The organism is Streptomyces sp. NPDC003943, assembly GCF_053605265.1.
The window spans coordinates 69,801-84,296 of record NZ_JBSGIW010000015.1 but is presented as its reverse complement, the minus strand read 5'-3'; the positions used below and the strand labels follow the sequence as shown (position 1 = coordinate 84,296).

18 protein-coding genes and 1 pseudogene are annotated in these 14,496 nt (G+C 71.5%); 10 read left to right on the top strand and 9 right to left on the bottom strand.

Translation table 11 applies throughout. The annotated features are described in order from the left end of the window. Positions 1-55: 55 nt before the first annotated feature. Complete coding sequence (locus tag ACWEV0_RS09550; protein ID WP_453147911.1) at positions 56-895, bottom strand: hypothetical protein; 840 nt, start codon at positions 893-895, stop codon at positions 56-58. An 85-nt stretch (positions 896-980) separates the two neighbouring features. Here ACWEV0_RS09550 and ACWEV0_RS09545 point away from each other — a divergent pair, with 85 nt between their 5' ends. Further along, positions 981-1,439: a hypothetical protein gene (locus ACWEV0_RS09545; protein WP_453147909.1), complete on the top strand. Its 459-nt coding sequence runs from the start codon at positions 981-983 to the stop codon at positions 1,437-1,439. Positions 1,440-1,527: 88 nt separating this feature from the next. Then, on the top strand, positions 1,528-1,905 hold the full coding sequence (locus tag ACWEV0_RS09540; RefSeq protein WP_453147908.1) for a hypothetical protein: 378 nt from the start codon (positions 1,528-1,530) through the stop codon (positions 1,903-1,905). A gap of 133 nt (positions 1,906-2,038) precedes the next feature. Here ACWEV0_RS09540 and ACWEV0_RS09535 read toward each other — a convergent pair whose 3' ends face one another. Both ACWEV0_RS09535 and ACWEV0_RS09530 read right to left on the bottom strand, forming a co-directional pair. Further along, positions 2,039-2,812, bottom strand: a complete 774-nt coding sequence (locus ACWEV0_RS09535; RefSeq protein WP_453147906.1) for a DUF3592 domain-containing protein — start codon at positions 2,810-2,812, stop codon at positions 2,039-2,041. Between the two features lie 40 nt (positions 2,813-2,852). Then, complete coding sequence (locus tag ACWEV0_RS09530; RefSeq protein WP_453147904.1) at positions 2,853-3,767, bottom strand: nuclease; 915 nt, start codon at positions 3,765-3,767, stop codon at positions 2,853-2,855. A gap of 113 nt (positions 3,768-3,880) precedes the next feature. Here ACWEV0_RS09530 and ACWEV0_RS09525 point away from each other — a divergent pair, with 113 nt between their 5' ends. Next, a complete protein-coding gene (locus ACWEV0_RS09525) occupies positions 3,881-4,330 on the top strand; it encodes a hypothetical protein (protein WP_453147902.1) in 450 nt (149 codons plus the stop codon). A gap of 34 nt (positions 4,331-4,364) precedes the next feature. On the opposite strand, the gene ACWEV0_RS09520 is transcribed toward ACWEV0_RS09525, so the two are convergent. Then, on the bottom strand, positions 4,365-4,634 hold the full coding sequence (locus ACWEV0_RS09520) for a DUF397 domain-containing protein (RefSeq protein ID WP_453147901.1): 270 nt from the start codon (positions 4,632-4,634) through the stop codon (positions 4,365-4,367). Further along, positions 4,616-5,453, bottom strand: a pseudogene (locus ACWEV0_RS09515) (helix-turn-helix domain-containing protein). Before ACWEV0_RS09515 ends, ACWEV0_RS09520 begins: the two are co-directional and overlap by 19 nt. A 131-nt stretch (positions 5,454-5,584) precedes the next feature. Here ACWEV0_RS09515 and ACWEV0_RS09510 point away from each other — a divergent pair. The 6 genes from ACWEV0_RS09510 (at position 5,585) to ACWEV0_RS09485 (ending at position 9,632) form a co-directional block, all read left to right on the top strand. Next, the gene (locus tag ACWEV0_RS09510; RefSeq protein ID WP_453147899.1) at positions 5,585-5,800 is read left to right on the top strand and encodes a hypothetical protein; all 216 of its coding nucleotides are present in this window, start codon (positions 5,585-5,587) and stop codon (positions 5,798-5,800) included. Continuing rightward, entirely contained in the window at positions 5,797-6,012 is a 216-nt protein-coding gene (locus ACWEV0_RS09505) for a hypothetical protein (protein WP_453147897.1), read from the top strand. The genes ACWEV0_RS09510 and ACWEV0_RS09505 overlap by 4 nt, the downstream gene beginning before the upstream one ends. Before the next feature lie 123 nt (positions 6,013-6,135). After that, the gene (locus tag ACWEV0_RS09500; RefSeq protein WP_453147895.1) at positions 6,136-7,437 is read left to right on the top strand and encodes a S8 family serine peptidase; all 1,302 of its coding nucleotides are present in this window, start codon (positions 6,136-6,138) and stop codon (positions 7,435-7,437) included. Between the two features lie 77 nt (positions 7,438-7,514). Then, positions 7,515-8,264 carry a DNA repair protein RecO gene (gene recO / locus ACWEV0_RS09495; protein ID WP_403793079.1) on the top strand — a complete coding sequence of 250 codons (750 nt, stop codon included), beginning with the start codon at positions 7,515-7,517 and terminating at the stop codon, positions 8,262-8,264. A 13-nt stretch (positions 8,265-8,277) separates the two neighbouring features. Then, the gene (locus ACWEV0_RS09490) at positions 8,278-9,102 is read left to right on the top strand and encodes an isoprenyl transferase (protein WP_453147894.1); all 825 of its coding nucleotides are present in this window, start codon (positions 8,278-8,280) and stop codon (positions 9,100-9,102) included. 2 nt (positions 9,103-9,104) lie between these two features. Next, complete coding sequence (locus ACWEV0_RS09485; RefSeq protein ID WP_453147892.1) at positions 9,105-9,632, top strand: YcxB family protein; 528 nt, start codon at positions 9,105-9,107, stop codon at positions 9,630-9,632. Between the two features lie 71 nt (positions 9,633-9,703). Here the strand turns inward: ACWEV0_RS09485 and ACWEV0_RS09480 are convergent, their stop codons facing one another. The 4 genes from ACWEV0_RS09480 to ACWEV0_RS09465 all read right to left on the bottom strand — a co-directional run bounded on the left by ACWEV0_RS09480 (position 9,704) and on the right by ACWEV0_RS09465 (position 12,852). Further along, a complete protein-coding gene (locus ACWEV0_RS09480) occupies positions 9,704-10,114 on the bottom strand; it encodes a Fur family transcriptional regulator (protein ID WP_453147890.1) in 411 nt (136 codons plus the stop codon). Between the two features lie 61 nt (positions 10,115-10,175). Further along, on the bottom strand, positions 10,176-11,081 hold the full coding sequence (locus tag ACWEV0_RS09475; RefSeq protein ID WP_453147888.1) for a metal ABC transporter permease: 906 nt from the start codon (positions 11,079-11,081) through the stop codon (positions 10,176-10,178). A gap of 2 nt (positions 11,082-11,083) precedes the next feature. Further along, a complete protein-coding gene (locus ACWEV0_RS09470; protein ID WP_453147887.1) occupies positions 11,084-11,854 on the bottom strand; it encodes a metal ABC transporter ATP-binding protein in 771 nt (256 codons plus the stop codon). 26 nt (positions 11,855-11,880) lie between these two features. Further along, entirely contained in the window at positions 11,881-12,852 is a 972-nt protein-coding gene (locus ACWEV0_RS09465; RefSeq protein WP_453147885.1) for a metal ABC transporter substrate-binding protein, read from the bottom strand. A gap of 117 nt (positions 12,853-12,969) precedes the next feature. Between ACWEV0_RS09465 and ACWEV0_RS09460 the strand changes: the two genes are divergently transcribed. Continuing rightward, entirely contained in the window at positions 12,970-14,433 is a 1,464-nt protein-coding gene (locus ACWEV0_RS09460; protein WP_453147883.1) for a hypothetical protein, read from the top strand. The last annotated feature ends 63 nt before the right edge of the window (positions 14,434-14,496 follow it).

Sequence of the window (14,496 nt, the reverse complement as noted above, 5' to 3'; positions counted from 1 at the left end):
CCCGCCCCCGGTCTATGGCCTCATAAGGTGGACTTATGAGATCCCAAAGGGAACCCTAGACTCCGTCGCCGGTGAGCGTACCGCCCGTGAACGCGTCCACGACCGCGAAGCCGACCATGGCCACGGCGTTCAGCGAGCAGAAGAGGATGAAACCGCCCACGGTGACGTCGAGGCGTCTCATGAAGGGGGTCTGCGGCACGAGCACGTCCGCCGGGTCCCGCGGGTCGTAGCTGACCTGGAGGAACGGTGCGCCGCCGAGGTGGGACACGGTGCGGGTCAGACCGTCGGTGTCGACGTAGAGGTACAGCCCCGACATGTTGGCCGGCGCGGCGAGGACCGTGATGCCGTGCTTCAGCAGCCGGCGCTCGTGCAGCCACGTGCCGACGAGGTACGCGCCGATCCACAGGCCCGCGGTGCCGATGCCGCCGAACACCACGATCATGATGGGGTAGACCGCGCCTCCCGCGATCCCGGTGACCACGGACAGCGCGACGAGCGTCGCCAGGGAGCCGATCACCAGCCACTTCAGGCGGCGCATGAACCGCTCGCGCCACAGCGTCCTGATCGTCCGAAGGACGACGAGCGCGGTGCCGTCCACGTCCTCCGCGTCGGCCGCCGGCTCCTCCAGGAGGCCGTTCACGGCGTCGGCGAAGGCCGTGGCCGCCGCCTCGCTGACGTCCTCGATCTCGATCCGGTGCGCCGCCGTCGCCGCGCCCCCGGCCGGCACCCGCAGCTCGACGGTGACGGACCGCCCCTCGGCCCGCACCCGGGCGACGGCCCGCTCGGGAATCGACAGCTCCTCGCGGGGCCGGGTCAGGACGAGCCCGCCGGGCTCAGCGGTCAGGACGGCGCCGCCGCGGCCCTGGAGGACGGGTATGGACGAGAGCATCGACATGATCGGGATCGTAGGGAGGGAGGGCGGGCGCGGGGAGGGGAACGCGAAGACGTGCCCGTTAGGGTGGGGAATCATGCGGAATTGGATGTTTGGTGGCGTTTACGGAACGGTGCTCGCGAGCGCCCTGCTCGCGGGCCTGCACAGCGAGGGCGAGACGTACACACCGCTGTACGACGCGCTCTGGATCCTGGTCACGGCGGTGGCGTCCGGTCTCGTGCACGGATACGCCCACCACATGGCGAGCCACCACCCCGGCAGCGAGTCCGTCCGCTGGCGGCGCCTCTTCGTCGCGCTCGGCCGGGAATGGCCCCTGGTCGCCGCCGTCGTCCCCACCGTCCTCCTGCTCCTCCTCGCCGGTGCCGCCGACTGGCCCGAACCCCCGGTCACGGCGGCCGGCCTCACCCTCAACACCCTGCTGCTCGGCGCGTGGGGCACCATGGCCGCGCTCAAGGCCGGCTACCGCCGCCGCTCCGCCACCCTGGTCGGCCTCGCGGACGCGGCGATCGGCCTGGCGATCGCGGGGGCCAACGCCTTGATCAAGTAGGCGGCGGGGCCTGGGGTGGGCGCGGTCGCCGGGTGGGTGCGGGGCCTCCGCCCCGAGTCTCCGGTCGGCAGGCGGTACGTTTCGCGCCGTGAAGTACTTCGGCTTCTATGACGACGCGCCGTACAGGATCGGCGCCGCGACCTCGGCGGCGGCTCTGCCGCGAGGGCCCGTGCGGGGCGACCGGAGGGCCCTCGCGCGCTACCTGGCAGGCTGCGAGCGCCTCACCGTCGTGCCGGGGGTGGAGACGGACCCGTATGACGGCTGCCAGGTGATGGGCGGGTTCAGCCTGCACACGGACGGCGTGTGGTGCTGGCCGGGGATGGCCGCCCGGATGGTCCGCGAGCACGGGCTCGCCGTACCGGCGGAGTTGGAGGAGAGCGCGGCAGCGCGTGGCTTCGTCGCCCCGGTCCTCGGGCACGAGGAGATCGTCGCGCTGTTCCGGGAGGTCAGGGGCGAGTTGTGGTGACCGAGGCCGCCAGTCCTGCCACGCCCCGATAGTGGCGGGCCACGGCGGCGAGCCTAGTCGGGCGTCGGGCGCCGCTCGGAGACCGGACGGGCGCCGGCCGCCGGCGCGTACGGTCTGCGCCCCGGCCCCGGTCTCAGCCGCCGAACGCCCCGGCGACGCCCGAGCCCACTCCCACGAGCCCCGCGCAGACCATGCCGGACCCCACCAGGGTCATGACGCCCATCATGCAGCGCACGTAGACCGACTCGACCACGATGGCCTTCCTCGGATCGAGCGGGTCGTAACTCAGCTCGACGCGCTGCCCGCCCGGCCCGTTGTCGTACGTGTGCTCCCGCCCGGTCGTGTCCGTGTAGCGGTACACGCGCTTCCTGTTGGTGTAGTGCGAGAACTCCGCCGTCACGGTGATGCCGTGCCTGGGCAGCCGCCACATGCGGTACAGCCCCTGCATCATCACGTACGCGACGAAGGCGCCCGCGGACCCGAAGAGGAGCGAGCAGAACACGAGCGCCCCGCTGGTCATCCCGCCGGCCAGCCCCACCGACACCACCAGCGCCGTGACCGCCACCGCCACGGCGACGGCCACGGCCCTCGCCTTGGTGAGCCGGCGCCCGGCGGTGTCGACCGCACGGGACGTGACGGCCGCCGACGGGTCCACGGCCTCCGGCAGGTCGGCGCCGACCGCATCGGCGAAGGCCGCCGCGCCGGCCGCGCTCACGTCCTCGACCTCGTACGTCGTCGCCGGCAGCTCGATCCGCAGCGTCCGCCCCTCGGCCCGTACCGCCGCGATCGCCGCGAGCGGGATGTGGTGCTCCTGGCCGTCGCGACGCAGGATCACCGCCCCGTCCGCGTAACGGAGTACGGCGTCGCCGCTGCCACGCAGGACCAGAGGGGAGGGTGTCGTGGGCATGGGCATGATCGTAGGGGCGGACACCCTCCCCCGCCACGACTCACTTCGGGGTGAAGAGGATCTGCTCCGAGGGGAGCGTCATCCGCACCGTGTTCGTGTCGGTGATCTCGACGAGGTTGTGCAGCCCGGTCTGCTCCTTCGGATTCACCTGCGTCAGGTCGAGGAACTTGTCCTCCGTCCCTCCGGCCAGATACGTGCGGAACGACTCCAGCGTGGTGTTGCCGAGCGACAGGTACTCCTTCAGGCGCCGGAACAGCTTCGGGAGGATCACCACGTCGTCGGTGATCGAGTCCATCCCGGTGATCTTCGCCCCGGTGAGGGTCACGTCGCCCATCGCGTCGGCCGCCATGTTCCAGATGCCCTTGCCGATACCCGCCTTCGCCAGCTCCTTCGCTGCGGCGAGTTCGCGCCGCAGCTCGGGGTCCAGGCCCGCGTAGAACATCGGGTACGCCAACCCCTCGGCCACCAGGTGGTGGTTGGCGGTCTCCTTCAGGCGCTTCACCCCCACGTCCAGCTCGTAGCCGCTGGCCCCCGGCGGCTCGGTGCCCCTGCCGACGAACGACACGCAGCGGCCGTAGGTGTCGGTGCCGCGCGTGAGGATGTATCCCGGGACCGTGTCCGGGGTCGCGGAGATGTCGTCGTGCGGGTACTTGGGATCGGGCGTACGGCGGATGTCGCCGAAGCCGAGCCAGGTCAGCAGGGCGTCCGTGGCGGCGTCGCCGAGCTTGGCCGGCTGGTGCTTCTCCTCCCCGTAGCTGCCCGAGTAGTGCGTCTCCAGCGCGTCGATGCCTTCGAGCCGGACGTCGACGTGGCCGTCCCGCGCGGGCTGGAGTTTCTTGCAGCCCCGTACGAGCTTCCACTCGCCCACGTAGTCGGGGACGAAGGGGATGGTGTCCCCGTCGGGGGCCGTACGGCCGGAGAGATGGAAGGATCCCTTGATCAGCAGCATGTACATGGTCGCTCCCACGACGATGTGCGGCACGGGTGTGGGAGGGAACCGGTTCTCCTCCTTCCATGCTGCGACCGTTCGTGGCCGGGTGCCATGGGAGAGGGGCGGGGGGAGAGGCTTTGAAAAAGGGCCGCAAGGACAGCGAATGGACGCTCGACGAGAGGAGCTGGTCGCGGGTCTGGTGGACTCCGCTCACGGCCGTGGTGCTGGCCGCCGTGACCTGGGGCCTCCTCGGGCTCGTCGAGGGAGGCTGTCGAACCGGCCCACGGGGCGGCTGCGTTGCCGCCGAGGGCTACGAGCTCAACGGCTGGGTCGTCTTCCTCTCGGCCTTGCCCACGTACATCGTCGTCATCACCGGCCTCGCGACGGACCGCTGGCCACCAGCACTCGGCCTCACCCTCGGCGGGGTGGCGTGCGGGGCGTACGTGCTGACGCAGGGGCGTACGCCGGCGCACTTGGGCATCGCGGGCGTGCTTCTGGTTCTCGCGGTGCTCGCGCCGGCGCTGACCTGGTGGCGCAAGCGTCGGACGCCGTCCCCGCGCCGCAGCGTCAGGGCGTCGTCCTCGTGACGGAGAACGACGCCGTCGCTGCCGCGCAGAGTCATCACCCCTTCACGCCGGCGACGAACGCCGCCCAGGCGGCGGCCGGGACGACGAGCGCGGGCCCGGTGGGGTTCTTGCTGTCGCGGACGGGGACGACGCCGGGGACGCCGTCGAGGACCTCGACGCAGTCGCCGCCCTGGCTGTTGCTGTACGAGCTCTTGCGCCAGGCGGCACCTACGAAGTCGTACGACACCTCAACGCAGGAGCCGCCCTCGCCGTTGCTGTAGGAGCTCTTGAACCAGTGGGCGTTGTTCAGGTCGTACTCGCGCATCGTCTGAAGTCCTCCGCCGCCGACTCGATCAGGGCCAGGGACGCCTCTGGCGACAAGGCGGCGACCCTGAGCAGATCGTAGGCGCGCTGCGTACGCTTCACCACCGCCGGATCATCGAGGAGCGTCCCCGAAAACGACGTTTCCGTATAGGCCGTTGGCGGCTGGTCCTCGAACTCCATGAGTTGGAGCATGCCGTTCATGGAGGCGTGCGCTCCGGTCGTGAGCGGCAGCACTGCCACCAGCAGCCGCCGCTGTCGAATCAGCATCGCGATGTGGTCCATCTGTCGCGCCATGGCCGCCGCACCGCCCACGGGGCCGCGTAGCACGTTCTCATGGAGGATCACCCAGTACTCGGGCTTTGTAGCGCTGTCCCGGAGGATTTCCTGTCGTTCGATCCGTGAGCTGACCTTCTCCTCGACGTACTCCTCCGTCGCGAACGGGTTCGCCGCCACCGTCACCGCCCGCGCGTACTCCGCTGTCTGCAACAGCCCCGGCACCACCGTCGGCGCGAACTCGCACAGTTTCGTCGCCACCGCCTCAAGTTCCGCCACCTCGTGGAAATACGAGGCATACGGCGACGCGTTGATGAGCTTCAGGCAGGTCCGTTCGAAAATACCGCCGGTTTGAAGCACCTCGTCGATTCTCTTCGCCACGTCCAACTGCGGCTTCCGCGCCCCCTGCTCGAACAGGCCGATGTACGTCCCCGACACGAACACCCGTCCACCCAGGTCCGTCCCGCGACATCCTCGCCGCTTCCCTGCGCTCTCTCAGCAGCTCCCCGAAGAACTCCCACGTCGCCTGCTGCCTGCCTTTGGCCACGGATTGACTCACCAGCCTCACATCGCAGTTGTTTCCCCCGCGCATCTGTCGATGCTACGGATTCCCCTCCAATCTGGTTGTCGTAACCGGGAATTGGATTCGGAAAGGAACGCGTTGTGAAAGAAGACAGCATGCGGTCGACAGAAGAGGCGCGTGAGGCTGTACGGGAATTGCGCGAGGCGCTCGGTCGGGCCGGAATCACCCTGCCCTCGCTCGGGCTCGACGCCGTGACCCTCGCCGCCGTTCCTCCTCGGCCGCTGGTGGAACTCGGGCGCTGCACGGCGGCGACGGCCCGGCTGCTCGCCGCCGCGCTCGCGCACGACACGAGGGAAAGGAGCCGAGGATGAAACTGCCCGTAGGGGCGTACGTGGTCGACATCCGCACCGGAAGGGTCGGCACCCTCATGGGGCACGTGGGGCCCTATCTCCAGGTGCGGCCCATCGGCGGCGGGCGTGAGTGGGACTGCGAGCCGGACGGCGTACGGGTCGCCACCGCGGCCGAGCGGCTGAGCGCGGCGACGGCGCACGCGAACGCGCGGAGTCGGGGTGAGGTGCCGTGAGGTCGTGAGCCGTACGGGTGTTGGTACGGGTTAGGCCAACCGCCGCGCCCGCGCTGCAGGCCCGCCACCGCACCGGTTACGTGGTCCACGCGAAGTGGATCACTCACGGAAACGAGGTGTGGCATGGCGGGACGAAGGCGTGTCGCGGCGTCGGCGGCGGCGTCCGCGGCGGCGGCCGTGGCGCTGCTGGCGGGTGGTCTGACGGGGGCCCAGGGCGCGGCGGCCGAGCCGTTGGGGCGGTACGTGGTCGTGCTGGACGACACGGCCCGCGGGCAGGTCGACGCGATCGTCGCGGAGCACGTCAGGGCCCATGGGCTGAAGGCCGGCTTCCGGTACTCGCACGCGGTCGTCGGGTACGCGGCGGTCATTCCGGAGGGTGAAGTGGCGGCGCTGCGGGCGTCGCCGCACGTGAAGGCGGTGGCGCCGGATCTGCCCGTGCGGGCGACGGCGCAGGTGCTGCCGACCGGGATCGACCGGGTGCAGGCCGATGTGAGCGGTGCGCGCGCCGGGGACGGGAGCGGGACCGTCGACATCGGGGTGGCGGTCATCGACACCGGCATCGACACCCGGCACCCGGACCTCAACGTGGTGGGCGGCACGAACTGCGTCTCGCCGTGGCCGGGCGCGTCGTACCGGGACAACAACGGCCACGGCACGCATGTGGCCGGCACGATCGGGGCGCGGGACAACGGGTCCGACGTGGTCGGGATCGCGCCGGGCGCGCGGCTGTACTCGGTGAAGGTGCTGAACTCGGCCGGCCGCGGGTACACGTCGAACATCGTGTGCGGCCTCGACTGGGTGGCGGACAACGCGGCCCGGCTGGGCATCAAGGTCGCGAACATGAGCCTGGGCGGGTCCGGCACGGACGACGGCGCCTGCGGGCTGAACAACGGCGACCCGGAGCACCAGGCGATCTGTCGGGTGGTCGACCAGGCGGGTGTGACCATGGTGGCGGCGGCGGGCAACAGCACCAGCGACCTGGCCGGCTTCGTCCCGGGCTCGTACGACGAGGTGCTGACCGCGACCGCGGTGGCCGACTTCAACGGCAGGCCGGGCGGCGGGGCCGCCTCGACCTGCTACTCCGACGTGGACGACACCGCGGCGGACTTCTCCAGCTTCGCCGTCGGCGCGGCGGACGCGGCGCACACCGTCGCGGGTCCGGGCGTGTGCATCACCTCCACCCGGCTCGGCGGCGGCACCACGGTCCTCTCCGGCACCTCGATGGCCTCCCCGCACGTCGCCGGCACGGCCGCCCTCTGCCTCGCCGGCCCGTCCTGCGCGGGCTTCACCCCCGCCCAGGTGCGGGCGAAGCTCCGCGCGGACGCGGCCGCCCAGCCCACCTCGTACGGCTTCACGGGCGACCCGAACCACTCGCCCGTCGCCGGCCGCTACTACGGCCACCTGGTCCACGCCGGCGGCTACTGAGTCCCGCCGCTCCTCGTACGACCACGGAGTCCCGGGCGGCGGCCCGGGGCTCCGTCGCCGTACGGGACAATGGCTCCATGAGTCTGTTCCGCGACGACGGCATCGTGCTGCGCACCCAGAAGCTGGGTGAAGCGGACCGCATCATCACCATCCTCACGCGCGGTCACGGCCGCGTACGCGCCGTCGCGCGCGGGGTCCGGCGGACCAAGTCGAAGTTCGGGGCGCGGCTCGAACCGTTCTCGCACGTGGACGTGCAGTTCTTCGCTCGCGGGAGTGAGCTGGTCGGACGCGGGCTGCCGCTCTGCACGCAGAGCGAGACCATCGCCGCGTACGGCAGCGGCATCGTCACCGACTACGCCCGGTACACCGCCGGCACCGCGATGCTGGAGACGGCGGAACGGTTCACCGACCACGAGGGCGAGCCGGCCGTGCAGCAGTACCTGCTGCTCGTCGGGGGACTGCGCACCCTCGCGCGCGGGGAGCACGCCCCCCACCTCATCCTCGACGCCTTCCTGCTGCGCTCGCTCGCCGTCAACGGATACGCGCCCAGCTTCGAAGACTGTGCGAAATGCGGACTTCACGGCCCGAACCGCTTCTTTTCGGTCGCCGCGGGCGGAGTCATCTGCGCGGACTGCCGGGTGCCCGGAAGCGTCGTACCCTCTGCGGAGGCCGTAGGGCTGCTCAGTGCGCTGCTGACCGGCGACTGGGAGACGGCGGACGCGTGCGAGCCGCGTCACGTCAGGGAGGGCAGCGGACTCGTGTCCGCCTATCTGCACTGGCACCTGGAACGCGGACTGCGCTCGCTGCGGTACGTAGAGAAGAGCTAGGAGACACCACGCCATGGCCATCGCACGACTCCTCGGGCGCCAGCGACGGGAGTACAGGACCCCGGAGCCGCACCCGTCCGGTGCCCGCCCGCCGAAGCTCCAGCCGGAGCTCGTGCCCGAGCACGTCGCGATCGTCATGGACGGCAACGGCCGCTGGGCCAAGGAGCGCGGGCTGCCGCGCACCGAGGGACACAAGGTCGGCGCCGAGAAGGTCCTCGACGTCCTCCAGGGCGCGATCGAGATGGGCGTGGGCGCGATCTCGCTGTACGCCTTCTCCACGGAGAACTGGAAGCGCTCGCCCGAGGAGGTGCGCTTCCTGATGAACTTCAACCGGGACTTCATCCGCAAGACCCGCGACCAGCTCGACGAACTCGGCATCCGGGTGCGCTGGGTCGGCCGCATGCCCAAGCTGTGGAAGTCGGTCGCCAAGGAGCTCCAGGTCGCCCAGGAGCAGACCAAGGACAACACCAAGCTGACGCTGTACTTCTGCATGAACTACGGCGGCCGCGCGGAACTCACGGACGCGGCGCAGGCGCTCGCCGAGGACGTGAAGGCGGGCCGGCTCGACCCGTCGAAGATCACCGAGAAGACCATCCAGAAGTACCTCTACTACCCGGACATGCCGGACGTCGACCTCTTCCTGCGGCCCAGCGGCGAGCAGCGCACCTCCAACTACCTGATCTGGCAGAGCGCGTACGCCGAGATGGTCTTCCAGGACGTGCTGTGGCCCGACTTCGACCGCCGCGACCTGTGGCGGGCCTGCGTCGAGTATGCCCAGCGCGACCGGCGCTTCGGCGGCGTGGACCCGGCGGACCTCGCCGTCCTCGACAAGGCCTGAGCGTGGACAGGGGGGTTACGGCGATGGAGCTGGTCTACACGCCGACGCGTGCGGACGTCCATGAGGCGATACGGGCGCGGCGGCGGACGACGCCGTCCGGGCGCCGGATGCGGTGGCTGACGCCTCTCACGCTGGGCCTGGTGGCCCTGGCGATCGTCCTGAAGCTGATCAGCCCCGAGCCCGACACCCGGGGCATCGTGCTCATGGTCTGGCTCGGGCTGACCGCCGCCGTCGTGCCCGCGCTGGTGCCCTGGCTCAGCGCCCGGCAGATGTTCCCGATGCTGGAGCGGCAGGGCGAGTTCCGGGCCCGCGTGGACGACGAGGGAGTCCGCTTCACCTCCCGCGACAGCGAGGTCGTCAACCGCTGGCAGATGCTGTCCCGGTACGTCGAGACGCCCACGCTGTTCGTCCTGCTCAGCGCCGACAAGGGCGGGGTGGGCTTCGCGGCCCTGCCCAAGCGCGCGCTCGAAGGTCCCGGTGACGTCGACCGGCTGCGTGCATTCCTGGACGCGCGGCTCACCCGTGTCTGACCTGACATACGCGAAAGGGCCCGCACCGAAGTCGTTCGGTGCGGGCCCTTCGCGTATGTCAGGTCACTTCGTCACTTCGCCGCGCACTCCGCGCACGTCCCGAAGATCTCGACCGTGTGCGCCACGTTCACGAAGCCGTGCTCGGACGCGATCGTCTCGGCCCACTGCTCCACCGCCGGGCCCTCGACCTCCACGGCCTTGCCGCAGACGCGGCAGACCAGATGGTGGTGGTGGTCGCCGGTCGAGCAGCGGCGGTAGACGGTCTCGCCGTCGCTGGTCCGCAGCGCGTCGACCTCGCCGGCCTCGGCCAGGGACTGCAGCGTGCGGTAGACCGTGGTGAGACCGACGGAGTCGCCGCGGTGCTTGAGCATGTCGTGCAGCTCCTGGGCGCTGCGGAACTCGTCCACCTCGTTCAGCGCCGCCGACACGGCGGCCCGCTGCTTGGTCGAGCGGCCTTGTACGGGGGGTCCTGCCGTCGCCACGGGGGCCTCCTTGAATCCTTGTCTGCCCCCGCCATTCTGCCAGCCTCCCCCTGCGTCGATGTCAGACCTTCACGTCGTCCGAGGGGCGACGGGTGGCCGGAAGTGTCGTGTTGACGGCCGCGTCGCAGGCCCGGGTGGCCGCCTCGGCGGCCCGGGCGCGGCGCCGGGCGAGCGGCGTGGCGAGGGCGGTGAGGGCGATGAAGACGCCGATCGCGAGGAGGACGATCGTCGCGCCGGGCGGGGCGTCGACGTAGTACGTCGTGACGGTGCCGGAAAGGGTGACGGCGACGCCGATGACGACCGCGAGCACGAAGGTCGTACGGAAGGACCGGGACAGCTGCTGGGCGGCGGCCACCGGGACCACCATCAGGGCGCTGACCAGGAGCAGGCCGACGACGCGCATGGCGACCGTGACGGTGACGGCGGCGGTGATGGCGACGAGCAGGTTGAGGAACCGCACCGGCAGGCCGGTGACGCGGGCGAAGTCCTCGTCCTGGCTGACGGCGAAGAGCTGGCGGCGCAGGCCGACGGTGACGAGGACGACGAAGGCGGCCAGGACGACGATCGCCGTGACGTCGGCGGGGGAGACCGTCGAGAGGGAGCCGAAGAGGTACGAGACCAGGTTGGCGTTGGAGCCGGTCGGCGACAGGTTCATCAGCAGGACGCCGCCCGCCATGCCGCCGTAGAAGAGCAGCGCGAGGGCGAGGTCGCCGCGGGTCTTGCCGTACGCCCGGATGAGCTCCATGGCGACCGAGCCGGCGACGGCGACCAGGGTGGCCATCCAGACCGGGCTGGAGTTCAGCAGGAAGCCGAGGCCGACGCCGGTCATGGCGACGTGGCCGATGCCGTCGCCCATGAGCGCCTGGCGGCGCTGCACGAGGTAGACGCCGACGGCGGGGGCGGTGATGCCGACCAGCACGGCCGCGATGAGCGCCCGCTGCATGGCGGGGGAGGCGAGGAAGTCCATGGTCAGGTCAGCAGTCCCGTACGGAGCGGCTCGTCGGCCGCGTGGGGGTGGACGTGGTCGTGGCCGGGCAGCGCGTGCTGGCCGACGGCCTCCGGCGGCGGGCCGTCGTGGACGACGCAGCCGTCGCGGAGCACGACCGCGCGGTCGATGAGGGGCTCCAGGGGGCCGAGCTCGTGCAGGACGAGCAGGACGGAGGTGCCGGCGGCGACCTGCTCGCGCAGGGTGGCGGCGAGGATCTCCTGGCTGGCGAGGTCGACGCCGGCCATCGGCTCGTCCATGATCAGCAGCTCGGGCTCGGAGGCCAGCGCGCGGGCGATGAGCACGCGCTGGTGCTGGCCGCCGGAGAGCGCCGAGACGGAGTCCTTGGCACGGTCGGCGAGTCCGACGAGGGCGATGGCGCGGTCGACGGCGGCCCGGTCGGCCCTGCTCGGCCAGCCGAAGCGGCGGCGGGCGAGCCGGCCGGAGGTGACGACCTCGCGGATGGTGGCGGGGACGCCGCCGGCGGCGGTGGTGCGCTGCGGGACGTAGCCGATGCGGGCCCAGTCGCGGAACCGCTTGCGCGGGGTGCCGAACAGTTCGATGGTGCCGCCGGTCAGCGGCACCTGGCCGATGATCGAGCGGACGGCGGTGGACTTGCCGGAGCCGTTGGCGCCGAGCAGCGCGACGACCTCGCCGCGCCGGACGGTGAGGTCGACACCGCGCAGGACGGGGCGCGCGCCGAGGGCCGCGGTGGCGCCGCGGACGGAGATGACGGGCTGGTCGTCGTCGCTCACGACGTCCTCCTTCGTGGCTGCGGGGGTCACTTGGCGCCGAGCGCGGTCTTCAGCGCGGCCAGGTTGGACCGCATGACCTCGAAGTAGTCGTGGCCCCGGGACTTGTCCGTGATGCCTTCGAGCGGGTCGAGCACGTCGGTCCTCAGGCCGGTGTCGCCGGCGAGGGTCCTGGCGGTCTTGTCGCTCGCGAGGGTCTCGAAGAAGACGGTGGAGACCTTGTCCTTCTTCGCGACGTCCTGGAGCTGCTTGACGCGGGCGGGGCTCGGCTCGGACTCGGGGTCGACGCCGGAGATGCCCTCCTGCTCCAGGCCGTAGCGCTCGGCGAGGTAGCCGAAGGCGGAGTGGGTGGTGATGAAGGTCCTGGTGGCCGTGTTCTTCAGGCCGGTCTCGAACTCGGTGTTCAGGTCGCCGAGCTTCTTCACCAGGGCGTCGGTGTTCTTCTTGTAGTCGGCGGCGTGCGCCGGGTCGGCCTTCTCGAAGGCGGCGCCCACGCCCTTGGCGACCTCGGCGTACTTCACGGGGTCGAGCCAGATGTGCGGGTCGGCGCCGGCCTCGGACTCGTGGTCCTCGTGGCCCGCTTCTTCGGCTCCGTGCTCGCGGCCGCCGGCCTCGGTGCCGTGCTCTTCCAGCTTGGTGAGGGTGGCGGCGTCGACGGTGTTCTTCACGCCGGACTGCGCGATGGCGTCGTCGACGGCGGGCTGCAGGCCCTTGAGGTAGAGGATCACGTCGGCCGTGCCGAGGTCGACGACCTGGCGGGGCTTGAGCTCCAGGTCGTGCGGCTCGACGCCGGGCTTGGTGAGCGTGTCGACGGAGACGTGGTCGCCGCCTATCTGCTCGGCCAGGAACTGCATCGGGTAGAACGACGCCGTCACGCCCAGCTTCCCGTCGCCGTTCCGGTCGGCGGCGTCCGAGCTTCCGCCGCAGGCGGAGAGGGTGACGAGACCCAGGGCAACGGCTCCGGCGACGGCGGTCGGGGGTATCAGTCGGCGTACGTTCATGACAGTCATTTTCAACAAAGATGGAAACGGTTGTCAATTGCCGTACGTGTGTCCCGGGGCACTGCCGTTCGAGCTTCTGGTGTTCGGCGACTGCTGTCCGGCAACTACTGTTCGGCCATGCGGCGCGCGGAGATCAACGGCATACCCCTGTACTGGGACGACGTCCCCGGACCCTTCACCGCCCATCTCCTCCTCGGTACGGGCATCGAGCACGAGCCGCTCCCGCGCCGCGGCGTCACCGAACTCGCCGAGCAGCTCGCCATGGCCGGCGCCGGGGCGGCCGCCTGCGACGAGGTCGGCTCCGCCGTCGAGGGCGACTACGCCCGCTTCTGGGCCACCGGCGAGCCCGAGCAGGTCGCCGAGGTCGTCAACCGGCTGTGCCGGGCCCTCGCCGAGCCCCCGGTCGCCGGGCTCGCCGCGGCGGTGCGGCGGGTCGAGGCGCGGCAGCTGCGCGAGGAGCGCTGGGAACGCTTCCAGGAACGGGAGCTCGGATTCCGCTACGGGCTGCGCGGCCCCGGCAGGGCCGGCTGGGCCGCCATGGCCGTCGCGCACATCGGCGCCGACACCGTGCGCGCCTGGGCCGCCGAACGCTTCACCCGCGCCGGGGCGGTGCTCCTGCTCACCGGGCCGCCGCCGAAGGCCCTCGACCCGGGGCTGCCGGACGGGCCGCGCCCCGAGCGGCCCGTGGTCGCGCCGCTGTCCGGGACCGCGGGCCGCTGGCTGGAGGCCCCCGACGGGTACGGCGAGGACGTGATGCTCTCCTTCGAGGTGCCCGCCGCGCCCGTCGGCTACCTCGCGGCGGACGTGGCCCGGGCCCGGGTCGCGCGCGATCCGCGCATCGCCGACGACCTGACCGGAGAGGTGCGGCTCCACTCGTCCTACGTGGGCGGCGGGCGCATGCTCTTCTGGCTGGTCGCCCCCACCGACGAGCTGGGCACCGAGGCCGTCGCCGACGGGCTCGACGCGGTGCTGCGCGAGCTCGCCGGGCAGGGCCCCGCCGAGGAGGAGGTCCGGCGCGCCGGGCGGGTCCGCTCGGAGCGGCTCGGTTCGGACGACGGCCGGCACGCCCAGCTGTTCGCGGCCGGCCTCGACCACCTCTCCGGTCTTGAGGTCCTCGACATCCCGGCCGTGCGGGCCCGCCTCGCCGCCGCCGGCGCCGAGGACGTCCGCGCCGCCCTCGCCGCGTACGGCTCGACCGCCGTGCTCACGCTCCCCGCGCAGTGCGCCCCGGGGCGGGACACGCCCTTCGTTCCGGAGTCGAGCCCGTCCGACCAGGGCCTGCACGAGGCGTACACGTACAAGCCGAGGCTCTTCGGACCCGCCGGGCGTCACGAGCGGATGTATCTGAGCGAAGAGGGCATCGCGCACTGGAACGGGCGCTGTCTGCACGACGTGCGCTGGCACCAGGTGGCCGGGCTCGGAATCTTTCCTTCCGGGCTGCGGCGGCTCTTCGGCGAGAACGGCGCCTCCCTCGATATCCAGGCAGACTGGTACAAGTCGGGGAGCGATCTGACCGCCGCCCTCGACAGCCGCGTACCCCCCTCCCTCCGCTTCACCGTGAGCGAGGAGGAACCGATTTGAAAGAGGGGGTGCGGGCGCCGGTAACCTGAGGCATTCGCACTTCGTCGTCGTAATGAAGAGAGC

Excerpts from the sequence above, each read along its gene's own strand:
- ACWEV0_RS09500 (WP_453147895.1), top strand. The coding sequence starts at position 6,136 with ATGGCGGGACGAAGGCGTGTCGCGGCGTCGGCGGCGGCGTCCGCGGCG.
- recO (WP_403793079.1), top strand. The coding sequence starts at position 7,515 with ATGAGTCTGTTCCGCGACGACGGCATCGTGCTGCGCACCCAGAAGCTG.
- ACWEV0_RS09520 (WP_453147901.1), bottom strand. The coding sequence starts at position 4,634 with ATGCGCGAGTACGACCTGAACAACGCCCACTGGTTCAAGAGCTCCTAC.
- ACWEV0_RS09545 (WP_453147909.1), top strand. The coding sequence starts at position 981 with ATGTTTGGTGGCGTTTACGGAACGGTGCTCGCGAGCGCCCTGCTCGCG.
- ACWEV0_RS09535 (WP_453147906.1), bottom strand. The coding sequence starts at position 2,812 with ATGCCCACGACACCCTCCCCTCTGGTCCTGCGTGGCAGCGGCGACGCC.
- ACWEV0_RS09465 (WP_453147885.1), bottom strand. The coding sequence starts at position 12,852 with ATGAACGTACGCCGACTGATACCCCCGACCGCCGTCGCCGGAGCCGTT.
- ACWEV0_RS09475 (WP_453147888.1), bottom strand. The coding sequence starts at position 11,081 with ATGGACTTCCTCGCCTCCCCCGCCATGCAGCGGGCGCTCATCGCGGCC.
- ACWEV0_RS09530 (WP_453147904.1), bottom strand. The coding sequence starts at position 3,767 with ATGTACATGCTGCTGATCAAGGGATCCTTCCATCTCTCCGGCCGTACG.
- ACWEV0_RS09510 (WP_453147899.1), top strand. The coding sequence starts at position 5,585 with ATGCGGTCGACAGAAGAGGCGCGTGAGGCTGTACGGGAATTGCGCGAG.
- ACWEV0_RS09505 (WP_453147897.1), top strand. The coding sequence starts at position 5,797 with ATGAAACTGCCCGTAGGGGCGTACGTGGTCGACATCCGCACCGGAAGG.
- ACWEV0_RS09550 (WP_453147911.1), bottom strand. The coding sequence starts at position 895 with ATGTCGATGCTCTCGTCCATACCCGTCCTCCAGGGCCGCGGCGGCGCC.
- ACWEV0_RS09490 (WP_453147894.1), top strand. The coding sequence starts at position 8,278 with ATGGCCATCGCACGACTCCTCGGGCGCCAGCGACGGGAGTACAGGACC.
- ACWEV0_RS09460 (WP_453147883.1), top strand. The coding sequence starts at position 12,970 with ATGCGGCGCGCGGAGATCAACGGCATACCCCTGTACTGGGACGACGTC.